This window comes from Amycolatopsis sp. EV170708-02-1, from assembly GCF_022479115.1.
Lineage (GTDB): Bacteria > Actinomycetota > Actinomycetes > Mycobacteriales > Pseudonocardiaceae > Amycolatopsis.
In genome coordinates this window covers 9,518,829-9,531,977 of sequence record NZ_CP092497.1, presented here as the reverse complement: position 1 = coordinate 9,531,977, position 13,149 = coordinate 9,518,829, and the positions used below count along the sequence as shown (strand labels likewise).

Annotated in this window: 15 protein-coding genes and 1 tRNA gene; 11 read left to right on the top strand and 5 right to left on the bottom strand. The window is 68.5% G+C overall.

All coding sequences use genetic code 11. The annotated features are described in order from the left end of the window. Positions 1 to 97: 97 nt before the first annotated feature. Positions 98 to 2,488: an endonuclease/exonuclease/phosphatase family protein gene (locus MJQ72_RS43910; protein ID WP_240601588.1), complete on the bottom strand. Its 2,391-nt coding sequence runs from the start codon at positions 2,486 to 2,488 to the stop codon at positions 98 to 100. 233 nt (positions 2,489 to 2,721) lie between these two features. Between MJQ72_RS43910 and MJQ72_RS43905 the strand changes: the two genes are divergently transcribed. Together MJQ72_RS43905 and MJQ72_RS43900 are read left to right on the top strand one after the other, a co-directional pair. Next, complete coding sequence (locus tag MJQ72_RS43905; RefSeq protein ID WP_240596808.1) at positions 2,722 to 4,050, top strand: BNR-4 repeat-containing protein; 1,329 nt, start codon at positions 2,722 to 2,724, stop codon at positions 4,048 to 4,050. A 125-nt stretch (positions 4,051 to 4,175) separates the two neighbouring features. Further along, a complete protein-coding gene (locus MJQ72_RS43900) occupies positions 4,176 to 4,358 on the top strand; it encodes a hypothetical protein (protein WP_240596806.1) in 183 nt (60 codons plus the stop codon). Positions 4,359 to 4,524: 166 nt separating this feature from the next. On the opposite strand, the gene MJQ72_RS43895 is transcribed toward MJQ72_RS43900, so the two are convergent. Continuing rightward, the gene (locus MJQ72_RS43895; protein ID WP_240596804.1) at positions 4,525 to 4,989 is read right to left on the bottom strand and encodes a limonene-1,2-epoxide hydrolase family protein; all 465 of its coding nucleotides are present in this window, start codon (positions 4,987 to 4,989) and stop codon (positions 4,525 to 4,527) included. Between the two features lie 94 nt (positions 4,990 to 5,083). Between MJQ72_RS43895 and MJQ72_RS43890 the strand changes: the two genes are divergently transcribed. Together MJQ72_RS43890 and MJQ72_RS43885 are read left to right on the top strand one after the other, a co-directional pair. Further along, positions 5,084 to 5,629, top strand: coding sequence for a DUF305 domain-containing protein (locus tag MJQ72_RS43890; RefSeq protein ID WP_240596802.1), 546 nt, complete (start codon positions 5,084 to 5,086; stop codon positions 5,627 to 5,629). Positions 5,630 to 5,671: 42 nt separating this feature from the next. Continuing rightward, positions 5,672 to 5,759 (top strand) — tRNA-Ser (locus MJQ72_RS43885). Between the two features lie 47 nt (positions 5,760 to 5,806). Here the strand turns inward: MJQ72_RS43885 and MJQ72_RS43880 are convergent. From MJQ72_RS43880 to MJQ72_RS43870, 3 genes are all read right to left on the bottom strand, one after another. Next, positions 5,807 to 6,013 (bottom strand): CsbD family protein, encoded by a 207-nt coding sequence (locus MJQ72_RS43880; protein WP_240596800.1) that lies wholly within the window; start codon positions 6,011 to 6,013, stop codon positions 5,807 to 5,809. Positions 6,014 to 6,098: 85 nt separating this feature from the next. Then, positions 6,099 to 6,551 (bottom strand): nucleoside deaminase, encoded by a 453-nt coding sequence (locus MJQ72_RS43875; RefSeq protein WP_396427033.1) that lies wholly within the window; start codon positions 6,549 to 6,551, stop codon positions 6,099 to 6,101. A gap of 23 nt (positions 6,552 to 6,574) precedes the next feature. Further along, positions 6,575 to 7,057 (bottom strand): tRNA adenosine deaminase-associated protein, encoded by a 483-nt coding sequence (locus MJQ72_RS43870; protein ID WP_197684721.1) that lies wholly within the window; start codon positions 7,055 to 7,057, stop codon positions 6,575 to 6,577. Between the two features lie 76 nt (positions 7,058 to 7,133). Here MJQ72_RS43870 and MJQ72_RS43865 point away from each other — a divergent pair, with 76 nt between their 5' ends. The 7 genes from MJQ72_RS43865 (at position 7,134) to MJQ72_RS43835 (ending at position 13,078) form a co-directional block, all read left to right on the top strand. After that, complete coding sequence (locus tag MJQ72_RS43865) at positions 7,134 to 8,363, top strand: M20 family metallopeptidase (RefSeq protein ID WP_240596796.1); 1,230 nt, start codon at positions 7,134 to 7,136, stop codon at positions 8,361 to 8,363. Positions 8,364 to 8,396: 33 nt separating this feature from the next. Beyond that, a complete protein-coding gene (locus tag MJQ72_RS43860; protein ID WP_240596795.1) occupies positions 8,397 to 8,867 on the top strand; it encodes a heme-degrading domain-containing protein in 471 nt (156 codons plus the stop codon). A gap of 156 nt (positions 8,868 to 9,023) precedes the next feature. Continuing rightward, complete coding sequence (locus MJQ72_RS43855; RefSeq protein ID WP_240596793.1) at positions 9,024 to 10,112, top strand: chitinase; 1,089 nt, start codon at positions 9,024 to 9,026, stop codon at positions 10,110 to 10,112. Between the two features lie 223 nt (positions 10,113 to 10,335). Then, positions 10,336 to 11,271, top strand: a complete 936-nt coding sequence (locus tag MJQ72_RS43850; RefSeq protein WP_240596791.1) for a dihydrodipicolinate synthase family protein — start codon at positions 10,336 to 10,338, stop codon at positions 11,269 to 11,271. Positions 11,272 to 11,708: 437 nt separating this feature from the next. Beyond that, entirely contained in the window at positions 11,709 to 12,734 is a 1,026-nt protein-coding gene (locus MJQ72_RS43845; RefSeq protein WP_240596789.1) for an acyl-CoA desaturase, read from the top strand. Beyond that, positions 12,731 to 12,910 (top strand): RGCVC family protein, encoded by a 180-nt coding sequence (locus tag MJQ72_RS43840; RefSeq protein WP_240596787.1) that lies wholly within the window; start codon positions 12,731 to 12,733, stop codon positions 12,908 to 12,910. Before MJQ72_RS43845 ends, MJQ72_RS43840 begins: the two co-directional genes overlap by 4 nt. A gap of 9 nt (positions 12,911 to 12,919) precedes the next feature. After that, entirely contained in the window at positions 12,920 to 13,078 is a 159-nt protein-coding gene (locus tag MJQ72_RS43835) for a DUF6307 family protein (RefSeq protein WP_167551730.1), read from the top strand. The last annotated feature ends 71 nt before the right edge of the window (positions 13,079 to 13,149 follow it).

Here is a 13,149-nt window from a genome sequence, read left to right as displayed (position 1 = left end):
CGCCTCCAGGCACGCGTACTCGATGGAGGGCACTCGTGACTGGACGGACGACACACGTGATCGAACGGACGACTCGCGTGCTTGAGGACGTACCTCGCTACAGCTTGCCGAAAACCCTCTCCAGGTAGTCCGCCAGGTCCCAGAACGCGTCCTGGACCGGGTTGCCCGCGCTCGGCCGGAACCGCAGAACCTGCGGGTCGTGGTCGCTCGCCTGCTTCGCGAACTCGGCGTTCAGGTGCACGACGTCGTAGTCGAGCCCGCGCGGCGCCTTCGACGCCAGGATGTGGTCGAGCACCTGCGACTGGCCCTCGAAAACGTAGCTGTACCGCTCATTCTCGGGCAGCGACGCGATGAGGTCCTTCAGCGCGCCACCGGCGGTCAGCGTCTGCACGGCGGGCGAGAACGGGTAGTCGTTCAGGTCGCCGGCCACGACGATGTTCGCGTTCTTGTCCGAAGCGAGCAGCTTGTCGATAAAGCCACGGAGCACGGTCGCCTGCTTGGCCCGCTGCACCTCGGAACTCCGGACCGGCGGCTGGTTGCGGCCGTGCGTCGGCTGGTCGCCGCCCTTGGAGTTGAAGTGGTTCGCGATGACGAACACGGTGCGGCCCTTGAAGACGAACTCGCCGGCCAGCGGTTTGCGGCTGGCTTCCCACGCCTCGTTCCCGGGCTCGACGCGGCCGGGCGAGACGGTCAGGTGGGTCTTGCCGCGTTCCTTGACCACGCCGACCGGGGTGGTCGCGTCGCCGCCCTCGCGGTCCACAAAGGACACCCGGGCAGGGTTGAACAGGAAGCCGACGCGGATGTTGCCGCCGGGCTGGCCGCCGTCCTTGCCGTTCTCCGGGTCGATCTGGCGCCACTCGTAGCGCGGGCCACCGGCGGCGACGATCGCGTCGACGAACTTCTGCAACGTCTGATCGGCGGCGACGGTGCCGTCGTTGGTGGGCCCGTTGTTGTCCTGGATCTCTTCCAGGTTCAGGATGTCCGGCTTCGCCAGGTTGCCGACGACGGCCTTCGCCAGCTCGCCGAACTTCTCCGCACTGTCCAAAGCGGACAGGTTCTCGACGTTGTACGTCGCCACGGAAAGCTCGCCACTGCGCTGAGCGCGGGTGCTCTCGCGCTGCAACCCGTTGTCCTTGGCGGCGCCCAGCTTCGTCGCGAACAGCGTGTAGCCGCCGAAGTTGCTGTACTCGACCGGGCCGGAGGTCTCGCCGGTGAGCACGTCGCCGGTGTTGACCTTCGGGAACGGCTGCTGGGCGAACGGGACCAGCGAAGCGACCTTGAGCACGCCGGTGTTGAGCCGGTCGTAGTCCAGGTACACCGCGCCGCCGCGGACGCTCGGGTTCTGCTTAGGCTTGGTGGTCACGTAAAGCTCGTTGTACGACGATGTCGGGCCGACGACGCGCGCGTCGGAGACGCTGACGATCTCGCTCTCGTGCGTCTCCCAGAAGTCCAGCGAGTACTTCGCGGGCTCCAGCGGCAACGGCTCGATGCTGCCGCCCGGCGCGGGGGCGACGGTGTCCGGCACCGTGTCCGGCGTGACGACGGTCGGGGCGGGCAAGGCGTTTCCGCTCGACTGGACCGTCCACTGTGCACTCGTCAGCTCGGTGAGCGACTGGTACGGCGAGGTCGCGGGCGCGTCCGGGTAGAACTCGCGGACGGTGCCCGCGGCGGTCACCGCGTCGCCGACGGCCACGGCGGGCGTGGTCGAGCCGGTGAAGACGAACAGGCCCTCGCTGGTGCGCGGGTCGGCGTCGGGGGCGGTGTCGGTGATCCAGAACCCGCGCGCCGAACCGAAGCTCCGGATCGCGGTGACGACGCCGGTGACCCCGGCGACCTTCCGGTCCTTGAGCGGCGAGATCCGCGTGGTGCCCTGGATGTCGTGGATCTTCGCGTCGACCGGCGGCGGGCCGGTCTCGCCCGGCGTCTCACCCTTGCCGTTGGTCGGCGTGGGCGCGCCGGAGGTGAAGTCGGCCGCGTTGTCGTCGGTGTCCGCGAGCGTCGCGCCCCTGGCGACGGACGCGGTGTTGGACGGCGCGGGTGCCGCGGCCCCCTCACGGATGACGGCGGTGGAGCCGAAGCCCACCAGATCCTTGATCCGGCTGTCGGCCGCGCAGTCGGCGGCGGTCTTGCAGGTCAGCGCCGAGGTGCCCTGGACGAGCGCGATGGTGCCGGCGCTCGCGGACAGGGCCAGCGAGCCGGTGGCGTCCGGCGCCGGCAGCGCGACCGTGCCGCCCGAACCCTTCGCCTGCGCGATGAGGTACCGCGCACCCGGCGCGACGCTGCCGGTCAGCGGCGTGACCTGCCAGCTGTTCCCCGACGCGGGCGCGTACTGGACGCTGAAGCCGTCGAGGCTCACCGCCGCCGCGCCACGGTTCGCGAGTTCGACGAAGTCGTTGGTCAGCGTGGCGCCCGAGTTGCCGCCACCGCCATAGACCTCGGCGATCACGGCGTCGGCACTGGGTGCGGCGAGCGCGGCCGGAGCGGTCATGCCGCTCACGACCAGGCCCGAGGCGACGGCCACGGTCAGGGCTCGTCTCCGGGCAGCACGTCGGGATGTGGTCACGCTGAGTCCCCTTTTCGCAAGATCGGTCGAGGCATACTCCCCCGAACAAGTGAAATGAGGAAGACGTCAAGACAACGATTCGTCACCACTAGCCCGATCGGATCCTCGCGTGAGACGATCGAAGTCCGCCGCCTGCTACGCACCAGGAGGCGTTTTTCATGCGCAGACTGCTTTGCGCGCTCGTCGCGGCCGGTCTCGTGATCCCGGTTCCCCCGGCGGCCGCCGCACCACCGGAGAAGGCCACGTTCGAGGTGATGACCCCGGCGAGCACGGTCGCGTCGCGCACCGACCGGCGGCCGAACGCGGGCGGGATCTTCGACCCGGTCGCGCGCAAGACCTTCATCTCGTGGTCCGGCAAGGCCGCGGACACCTACGTCCAGGCGTACGACCATCGCACCGGCGTCTGGACGGCGCCGAAGAAGATCGCCGACGGCGAGTCCGATCCGCACAACTACCCGACGATGCTGCTGGCCGGCGACGGGCATCTGCTGATCTTCCGCGGCATGCACAACACGCGGACCGTGATCAGCCGCGCGCCGCTCGCCCACTCCCTCGAAGGCACCTGGACCGACACCGAGGTCCCCGAGGGTGACTCGGCGAGCTACCCGATGCCGGTGAAGACCGTGGACGGCACGCTCTTCCTGTTCTATCGCGAGACCACCAACGAACTGGATCCGACGGCGAACTCCGACTTCCGCCCGATGAAGTACCTCGTTTCCCGCGATCACGGGAAGACGTGGAAGAACTCCGTGCAGCTGACCGGGAAGCGGTGGGCGTTCGGCTCGCTGGGCCGGGCGGACCACATGGACGAGATCTACGTCGGACAGGTGCGGTATCTGCCGTCGTCCGGACGGATCCACTTCGTCTACACGCTCGCGGGCGGCGGGCCGTCGCAGCACAAGCACGACGTCTATCACCGGAACGTCTATCACCTGTCGTTCGACGTCCACACCCTGCGCTTCTTCTCCGCGTCGGGCCGCGACCTCGGCACGCAGGTCGACGACGCCGAGCAGGAGCGGTATCTCAAGGTCGTCGAAACCCCGCTCGAACTCCCCGGCGGGCTCAAATCGCCGGACTACATCCTGCAGGTCGGCACCCAGTGCGACGGCAAACCGTTCGTCACCTGGTTCCAGTTCGACGCCGCGGGCTCGCCGCGCGATTTCGCGGGCGCGTGGAACGGCCGGAACTGGGAAGTGCGCGAAGTCGCGAAGGGGCTCCGATTGCGTGAGATCGAACAGCTCAATGGCGGCACGTGGCGCGTTTACGGAACGCGAGACGGACAGCCGGGCATCGAAACGTTCTTGCTCGAGAACGGCCGCGCCTGGACGCCGGAAACCTTGATCACCACGCCGAAACCGGTCCAGCGCGTCGAAGTGATCACCGGTTTCCGTGACCCCGCCCGCATTCTGGCGACCGGCGCGTCCAGCGCCCGTGACGTCTCCGTGGCCGACGGTGACATTTATGTCGCGGGAGCCCCGCGGAAATAGCCCATTGGTGTTCCGCTGCCTTAAATGAACCTCAAGTCCGGGTACAACCCGGCATTTCCGGAGCTACCTTTGGCGACGTGAGCGAGGACACAAATCCTCCCTCACGTCGCCGGAGGAGGTGTCCGATGAACTGGCTCATCGTCGGTACGGCACTGGTTCTGCTGCTGAGCATCGCCTTGGCCGTCGACCTGCGCGACCGGAAACGCGGCGGACGCCCGGTGGCCCATTTCGGCGGGGCACGGCTCGACGCCGTCTTGCGCGAGGCAGACCTGGGCGAAGGACTTCTCGACGCTCACCGGGGAGGGTGAGCAGGGGGAACTGGGGGCGCACCGCCGGTGCACGGGACCCGTCGGGGGAGGACGGAGCCCGTACACCGGCGGTGTGTCATTTCCGCTTCGCCGCACTCGCGTGCTCAGAGACGGAACTCGCGTGCTCGAAGGCGTATCTCGCGTGCTTGGAGACGTAACTCGCGAATCACGCCTTCGCGTCCTTGCCGGGCACGAGTTCCTGCCGCGCCTTGTACTTGCCGATCAGCGACTTCGCGCCGGCGACCGCGGCCTTGCCCGCGCCCTTCGCGCTCGCCGCGAGGAACGTCGTCCAGTCGAAGTAGTCGCGCCACAGCACGATCCGGCCGTCGCGCACTTCGAACGTGCCGCACACCCAGAACTCGGCCTCCCACACGCCGCGCCGCAGGACGTCGGTGCGCTCGGTGAGCACGATCGGGCCGTCGGCGGCGATGTGGTGGGTGCGCGCCTCGAACCCGCTTCCGTAGCGGGCCATGGTGCGCAACTGCTTCTCCACCGCCGAAAGGCCGCGAGCCGGGGGCAGCGGGACGTTCTGATAGACGATGTCGATCGCCACGAAGCCCAGCGCGCGGTCGATGTCGAGCTCTTCGAGAGCCTGCAGGAAACCGGTCACCACAGTCTTCGGATCCGTCATGTCCACCAAGGCTAATCCGATTTTGAACCGCCGGAAGGTCACAGCCGTATCACAGGAGGAGAGGGGCCGGTTTCCCCTGACTACGGAGGTATCGATGCGACGGCGACTGCCGATGGCCCTGTTCGTGCTGGTCGCCTGGGTGCTCGCGGGCTGCTCGACGGCCACGGGCGCCGCCCCGGCGACACCGGGTGCCAACCAGGCCGACATCACCTTCTCCCAGCAGATGGTGCCGCACCACCAGCAGTCGATCCAGGTCGCGAACCTGGCTTCGGAACGGTCGGCTTCCGAGTATGTGAAGGCCACCGCGGCCAAGATCGTCAAGGCCGAGTCGGCCGAAGTCCAGACGATGACCGCCTGGCTCCAGTCGTGGAACGCGGCCGTGCTCCCCGCGGCGGGCCACGCCGGGCACGCGATGCCGGGGATGATCACCGAAGGGCAGGTCGCGTCGCTGCAGAACCTGACCGGCGCCGAATTCGACAAGGTGTGGCTGCCGCTGATGGCCGAGCATCTGCGCAACGGCGTCGCGATGGCCAAGACGGTGCTCTCCTCCGGCGAGCACGCCGAGACGAAAGCGCTGGCACAGGAGATCGTGGAGAACCAGACGGCGGCGATCGACGAGATCACCGCGCAGCTTTCTTGACCCCCTGAAGACACCGGAAGGCCCTCCGGTATTGTTCTCGGCGGTGGCGTGTCCGAGCGGCCGAAGGAGCACGACTCGAAATCGTGTGACGGTTAATACCCGTCCGTGGGTTCAAATCCCACCGCCACCGCAGCGAAGAGCCGGTCTCCACGGAGACCGGCTCTTCTGCGTTCGCGACTACTTGTTGAACTTGTCCTTGAGGTCCTGCACGCCGCCTTCCGCGCGGTCGCGGAGGTCGTGCCCGGCCTCCTTGACCTCGCCCTTGGTCTGGTCGGCCCGGCCGGAGTTCGCGAGGTCCTGGTTGCCGGTCTTCTCGCCGAGCTTCTCCTTGGCGGCGCCGATGGCCTGCTCGGCCTTGTCCTTCGCCTTGTCGAAAACGCTCATGGCGGATGTTCCTCCTTCGACTGCGGCCACCGTCTGCGGCCGCCTGTCCGGAGGGTTACCCGTGACGCCGGGTACGACACATCCTTCACCCGGTGCGGTTACCCCGTTGGCCGTGGAAGAAGTCTTCGAGCAGGGCCGCGCATTCGGCCTCCAGCACCCCGCCGACGACTTCCGCGCGGTGGCTGAGCCGCCGGTCGCGGACGACGTCCCACAGCGACCCCACGGCCCCGGTCTTGGGCTCCCAGGCGCCGAAGACGACCTTCGCGACCCGGGCCATCACGAGGGCGCCGGCGCACATCGTGCACGGCTCCAGTGTCACCGCGAGCGTGCAGCCTTCGAGCCGCCAACCGTCGCCGTAGATCTCGGACGCGGCCCGCAGCGCGAGGATCTCCGCGTGCGCCGTCGGGTCGCCGAGTTCTTCGCGGGCGTTGCGCGCGGAAGCGAGCGGGGTCCCGTCCGGCGCCAGGACGACGGCACCGATCGGCACGTCTTCGCCCGCACCTCGCGCCGCGACGATCGCCGCCCGGACGGCGGCGATGTCGGCGGCGGAGGCTGCGGGGCTCAGATCTCGTCCAGGATCTTCGTGAACTCGGCGGCGAACCCGCACCGCTGCGCGACCATCTGGAGCTGTTCGTCCGGATAGAGGTCGACCTCGCCGACGATCACCTGCAGCTCGGCCCCGGGCAGTCCGAGATCGGACAGGATCTCCAGGTCGCCTTCCGGCCAGACCGCGTCGTCGTCCTCGTCCGGCGGGTCGACTCTCAGCACGTCGAGGACGTCGGCGGCGATGTCGTAGTCGAGCGCCGCGGCGGCGTCGGACAGCAGCAGCGACGGGCCTCTCGGGCTCGGCCGGACGATCACGAAGAACTCGTCGTCCACCGCCAGCAGCCCGAACGCGGCCCCTGTCGAACGCAGTTTGCCCAGCTCGGTGATCGCAGCGTCGAGCTCGCCGAGCGCCCCCGGATCAAGGGAACTGCACCGCCACCGACCGTCCTCCCGCACCACGGCCACCGCGAACCCCGTGATCGGCTCTTGCACCGCCATGCGCACACCGTATTCCGCCCGCATTCGGAACGCACGCACGGTGCGCCCGAAGCGCCGCATGCGCCACTATCGAGACATGACCGGACCCACCGACCTGCCCACCCTCCCCGACGCGCGCTTCGCCGGATTGCTGGCCGAGGCCCGCGCCCTCCAGACGAAAACCGTAGAGCTCCGCCGGGAGATCCACCGGAATCCGGAGATCGGCCTCCACTTGCCGAAGACCCAGGCCTCGATCAAAGCCGCCCTCGATGGCCTGCCGCTGGAGATCACCGAGGGCAAATCGACCACCTCGCTGACCGCCGTCCTCCGCGGCGGGAAGCCGGGCCCGGCGATCCTGCTCCGCGGCGACATGGACGCGCTGCCGCTGCACGAGGACACCGGGCTCGGCTTCGCCTCCGAAGACGACGGCGCGATGCATGCCTGCGGGCACGACACCCACGTCGCGATGCTGGCGTCGGCCGCGCGGCTGCTCTGCGAGCACGCCGACGAGCTGGCCGGGTCGGTGGTGTTCATGTTCCAGCCCGGCGAGGAAGGCGAGCACGGCGCGCGCCACATGATCCACGAGGGTGTGCTGGACGCCGCGGGCGAACGCGTCGAAAAGGCGTTCGGCCTGCACATCTTCACCTCGGCCGCGGCCGGCGTCGTGCAGACGCGGCCGGGTCCGATCATGGCGTCGGCGAACAGCTTCCACGTCACCGTCACCGGCCGGGGCGGGCACGGCTCGGCGCCGCACCAGGCGATCGACCCGGTGCCGGCGGCGGCCGCGATGGTGGGCGCGCTGCAGACGATGGTGACCCGCAAGGTCAGCGTGTTCGAGCCCGCGGTGGTGTCGGTGACCCGCATCGAGACCGGTACGACGACGAACATCATCCCGGAGACGGCGTTCCTGGAGGGCACGATCCGCACGCTGTCCGAGCGGACGCAGGCGTTCGTGCGCGAGGAACTGCCGCGGGTGTGCGAGGCGGTCGGCGCGGCGCACGGCGTCAAGGTGAGCGCCGAGGTCCTCCCCGGCTACCCCGTCACGGTGAACGATCCCCAGGTCGCGGCCCGGGTGCTGGAGCTGGCGGCCGAGGTCCTCGGCGCCGGCAACTCCGAGGTCATGGAGAACCCGGTGATGGGCGCGGAGGACTTCTCCTACGTCCTGCAGCGGGTGCCGGGCGCGTTCGCGTTCCTGGGGGCCTGCCCGCCCGACGCCGACCTGGCCACGGTGGAGGCGAACCACTCGAACCGGGTGGTCTTCGACGAGGACGCGATGGCCAACGGCGTGGCGATGTACGCCGCCTTCGCGCTGGACGCCCTTCGCTAGCCATTACACAACAGCGTTGATTTAATGGGTGCCATGAGCGATGACACCCTGGCCGTCCTGGCCGCACAGGAGGAGCGCCTGGTCTTCCGCCGGTTCGACAACGAGACCGCGCTGGAGCTGGGCGCCCACCTGCTCGCGGCGGCACGGGACCGCGCCCTCCCGGTGACGGTCTCCGTGCGCCGCGGCGGACAGCGCCTGTTCCACGCCGCGTTGCCGGGCACCTCGGCCGACAACGACGCGTGGATCGACCGCAAGAGCCGCGTCGTCGACCGATACGGGCACAGCTCGTTCTTCGTCGGCGAGCAGTTCCGCGCGAAGGGCACGACGTTCGAAGCGGACTCCCGCCTCGACCCGGACCTGTACGCCGCGCACGGCGGCGTGTTCCCGGTGATCGTCGAGGGCGTGGGCCCGGTCGGCACCGTCGGCGTCTCGGGACTGCCTCAGGCCGACGATCACGCGTTCGTCGTCGAGCAGCTGGAGATCTTCCTCGCCGCAGCGTCCTAAATGGACCTTCCGCGGAGTTGTCCACAGGTTGTTCACGTGTGGACAACTCCGTACGGCGGCGACAAAACCGGACGAGTTCCGGTTATTTCTTGACAAACCCTCCAGTGGTCTAGTCCAATCCTTGACGTGACCTGAACCACATCCGAGGGAGTCCCCATGCGCCGGAAAGCCGCCGTCGGCATCGTTTTCCTCTTACTGGGCCTGCTGATGCCCGCCGCGGCACAGGCCGCGATCCCGGCCCACGCCCTGGTCGGCTACCTGCACGCGAGCTTCGCGAACGGCTCCGGCTACACGAGGATCGCCGACGTCCCTGACGACTGGGACATCATCGACCTCGCCTTCGCCGAACCGACATCCACGACCTCGGGCGAACTCCGGTTCGGACTCTGCCCCGCGGCGGAATGCCCGAACGTCGAATCCGAGGCGGAGTTCATCGCCGGGATCAAGGCGCAGCGGGAGAAGGGCAAGAAGGTCGTCATCTCCGTCGGCGGCCAGAACGGGCAGGTGCGGCTGACCACGGCCGCCGCGCGGGACGCGTTCGTCAGCTCGGCGAGCGCGATCATCGACAAGTACGGCCTGGACGGGATCGACATCGACTTCGAGGGCCACTCGCTGTCCCTCGACCCCGGCGACACCGACTTCAAGAACCCGAAGACGCCCGTGGTGGTCAACCTCATCTCCGCGTTGAAGACGTTGAAAGCCAAGTACGGCAACGACTTCGTGCTGACGATGGCGCCGGAGACGTTCTTCGTCCAGCTGGGACACCAGTTCTACGGGCCGGGCCCGAACGGGAGCGCCGATCCGCGCTCCGGCGCCTACCTACCGGTGATCCACGCGCTGCGGGACTCGCTGACCGTGCTGCACGTCCAGGACTACAACTCCGGCCCGATCATGGGACTCGACGGCCAGTACCACACGATGGGGACCGCGGACTTCCACACGGCGATGACCGACATGGTGCTCACCGGCTTCCCCGTCGCGGGCGACGCGGCGAACGTGTTCCCCGCGCTGAAACCGGAACAGGTCGCGATCGGCCTGCCTGCGTCGCCGTCGGCGGGCAACGGGCATACGACCCCGGCGGACGTGCGCGCTTCGCTGGACTGCCTGACGAAGGGGAGCGGCTGCGGCACCTACCAGCCGCACAGCACCTTCCCGGCCCTGCGCGGGCTGATGACCTGGTCGATCAACTGGGACAAGTTCGGCGGCTGGGAGTTCTCGAAGAACTTCGCTTCGTACTTCGGCTGAGGTCCCGGGGCCGGTCGAGCGGGGAGGATTTCGGACGTTCAGTGTCCGGAATCCTCCCCGCTCGACATGACCTTGATCAACGGAGGATTCGGGACGCTCAACGTCCCAAATCCTCCACACTCGACCCGGCCACTCACGACCCGTCCGGCCACGTGTCCCAAATCTCAGGACAACCGTCCCGTCATGCTACCGTTGAGACGTCACATCATATATCAGATCGGACATGCCAGTGACCTCCTCTCTCCGGTTCGACGAGCGGAAACGGCGGCTGTCCGGGGTCGTGGCCATCCCGGTGACCCCGTTCGACGCCGACGGCGCCGTGGATTCCGAGACCTACGCGCACCTCGTCGACCGGGTGGTCACCGCCGGGGTCGAGGCCGTGACGCCGAACGGGAACACCGGCGAGTTCTACGCGCTGGACGAGGCCGAGGCGCGCCGCTGTCTCGAAGTGGCGGTCAAGGCGGCGGCGGGACGGGCGAGCGTGATCGCCGGGGTCGGGCACGACGTCCGGACGGCGATCGGCGCCGCGCGGCATGCCCGGGACGCGGGCGCCGGCCTGGTCATGATCCATCAGCCGGTGCATCCGTACGTCTCGGCGGAGGGCTGGGTCGAGTACCACCGCGCCATCGCGGCGGCGGTCCCGGAGCTGGGTGTCGTGCTGTACGTGCGCGACGCGCGAATCGATGGTGAGCGGCTGGCAGCGCTCGCCGACGCCGCGGAGAACGTCATCGGCGTGAAGTACGCGGTGCCGGATCCGGTGCGCTTCGCCTCGGTGGCGCGGGACGCGGGGATCGATCGCTTCGTGTGGATCGCCGGGCTGGCGGAGCTGTCCGCGCCGGGTTACTTCGCCGTCGGCGCGATCGGGTTCACCTCAGGGCTGGTGAACGTCGCGCCAGAGCTCTCGCTGGAGATGTTCCGTGCGTTGCGGGACGGCGACTTCACCGGGGCGATGGCGATCTGGGAGCGGATCCGGCCGTTCGAGGAGCTGCGGGCCGCGGACGGCAACGCCAACAACGTGAGCGTGGTGAAGGAAGCCTTGGCACAGCTGGGTTTGTGCCGCGCCGACGTCCGGCCGCCGAGCCGCCCGCTGACCGGCGGCGAGCGCGGCGAAGTCGCCGCGATTCTCGAAAAATGGCGCCTGCGCCGGGAAATTTTCTGACCGCGTCCGCGTCCACCGGAGTGGACGCGGACACGGTGACAGGTCAGAGGTCGTGGCCATCGACGGATCGCGGCTTGGCCCATATGGGCGCCTCGGGGCGCGCCATGAGGCGCGGCGGGCGGCTGCTCACCGGCGAAGCCGGCGGGACCATGAGCGCGAAGGGATCGATGTCTGGCCGGTGCTCCTGTCTCCGGCCGAAGCTCGCGACCGGACGGAACCGGGGGAAATTTCCCTCGATGTCTTCGACTGTACGCCAGATCGTGCCGCTTTGGTGAATTGCTTCCGCTCCGCGCTCGTGGGACGCTGGCAGAAGACCACGGAGCGTCCGTGGCGTGTTGTGGTACCAGTGCCTTTTCTCGGCCGAACCAGACCCTTCGGTGTTTGCGAACCCGTTGCTGGATTGCCCACTTTCACGAACCAGAACGGTGTGATCTCCCATGACCTCCACCCAGACGAGGCAGGGCAGCGACTTCGCCGAACTGTCCAAATTGGTCAAGGACGCCGGCCTCCTCGATCGGCGTCGCAAGTACTACGCGGTGAAGATCGGCTTGAACCTGCTCGCCTTCGCGGGCGGCTGGGTCGCGTTCGCGCACCTCGGCGACTCCTGGTGGCAGCTGTTCCTCGCCGCCTTCTTCGCGATGATGTTCACGCAGCTGTCCTTCATCGGCCACGACGCGGGACACAAGCAGATCTTCCGCGGCCGCAAGGCGAACGACGTCACCGGATTCGTCCACGGTGGACTGACCGGGCTCAGCTACGGCTGGTGGATCGGGACCCACACCCGCCACCACGCCAACCCCAACCACGAGGACGAGGATCCCGACGTCAACCTCGCCGCGCTGATCTTCACCAAGGCGCAGGGCGCCGAGCGGCGCGGTTTCCTCCGCTGGATGGCGAAGTACCAGGCGTTCCTGTTCTTCCCGCTGCTGTTGCTGGAAGGCCTGAACCTGCACGTGTCGAGCGTGACGGCGATCTTCCAGCGCGGGTTCAAGCGGCGGAAACTCGAATCGGCGCTGATGCTCGCCCACCTCGCCGCGTACCTGACAGCGGTGTTCGTGGTCCTCTCACCCGGCGTCGGCTTCGTCTTCATCGCCGTGCACCAGTGCCTCTGGGGTGTGTACATGGGCTGCTCGTTCGCCCCGAACCACAAGGGCATGCCGACGCTGTCGGCCGGGCACAAGCTCGACTTCCTGCGCAAGCAGGTCCTCACCTCGCGCAACGTGCGCGGTGGCCGCGTCGTGGACTTCGCCCTCGGCGGCCTCAACTACCAGATCGAGCACCACCTGTTCCCGAGCATGGCCCGGCCGAACCTCAAGCACGCGCAGGTGATCGTCCGGGAGTTCTGCGCCAAACACGGCATCGACTACGCGCAGTGCGGCTGGGCGGCGTCCTACGGGTACGTCCTGCGGCATCTGCACGAGGTCGGGGCGCCGCTGCGTGCTCAACCGGCCGTCGCGCGATGACCTCCATCCGTTCCCTCGGCGACGTGGCCGAACCCGCCGCCGACGACCGCTGCCCGAGCTGCCCGCATCCGATGTCCGCGCACGACGCGATCGCCCGGCGGTTCTGCACCGCGACCGCGGCCGGCGGCTTCAGCCGGGGCTGCACCTGCGCCACGAAACCCGAAACAACCGAATAGAGGATCACCATGAACGCCGACACCGTCCCCGTCTCCCGTTACGAGATCCGGGTCGACACCGTGAAGAAGATCGTCAACGAGCACACCGACCTGGACAACGAGGCGGCGTTCGCGCTGGCCGTGCACATGGTGCGGGCGCTCGACACCGTCCCGGAGCCCGTCCGCTGACACTGTGGCCGGGGTTACTCACGCGTTAACAAGGCGTCAGCGAGACCTCGCGAAGCGTCAGGGAGACGTTG

Coding starts and splice junctions, on each gene's coding strand:
- MJQ72_RS43910 (WP_240601588.1), bottom strand. CDS start 2,488: ATGACCGCTCCGGCCGCGCTCGCCGCACCCAGTGCCGACGCCGTGATC.
- MJQ72_RS43905 (WP_240596808.1), top strand. CDS start 2,722: ATGCGCAGACTGCTTTGCGCGCTCGTCGCGGCCGGTCTCGTGATCCCG.
- MJQ72_RS43900 (WP_240596806.1), top strand. CDS start 4,176: ATGAACTGGCTCATCGTCGGTACGGCACTGGTTCTGCTGCTGAGCATC.
- MJQ72_RS43895 (WP_240596804.1), bottom strand. CDS start 4,989: ATGACGGATCCGAAGACTGTGGTGACCGGTTTCCTGCAGGCTCTCGAA.
- MJQ72_RS43890 (WP_240596802.1), top strand. CDS start 5,084: ATGCGACGGCGACTGCCGATGGCCCTGTTCGTGCTGGTCGCCTGGGTG.
- MJQ72_RS43880 (WP_240596800.1), bottom strand. CDS start 6,013: ATGAGCGTTTTCGACAAGGCGAAGGACAAGGCCGAGCAGGCCATCGGC.
- MJQ72_RS43870 (WP_197684721.1), bottom strand. CDS start 7,057: ATGGCGGTGCAAGAGCCGATCACGGGGTTCGCGGTGGCCGTGGTGCGG.
- MJQ72_RS43865 (WP_240596796.1), top strand. CDS start 7,134: ATGACCGGACCCACCGACCTGCCCACCCTCCCCGACGCGCGCTTCGCC.
- MJQ72_RS43860 (WP_240596795.1), top strand. CDS start 8,397: ATGAGCGATGACACCCTGGCCGTCCTGGCCGCACAGGAGGAGCGCCTG.
- MJQ72_RS43855 (WP_240596793.1), top strand. CDS start 9,024: ATGCGCCGGAAAGCCGCCGTCGGCATCGTTTTCCTCTTACTGGGCCTG.
- MJQ72_RS43850 (WP_240596791.1), top strand. CDS start 10,336: ATGCCAGTGACCTCCTCTCTCCGGTTCGACGAGCGGAAACGGCGGCTG.
- MJQ72_RS43845 (WP_240596789.1), top strand. CDS start 11,709: ATGACCTCCACCCAGACGAGGCAGGGCAGCGACTTCGCCGAACTGTCC.
- MJQ72_RS43840 (WP_240596787.1), top strand. CDS start 12,731: ATGACCTCCATCCGTTCCCTCGGCGACGTGGCCGAACCCGCCGCCGAC.
- MJQ72_RS43835 (WP_167551730.1), top strand. CDS start 12,920: ATGAACGCCGACACCGTCCCCGTCTCCCGTTACGAGATCCGGGTCGAC.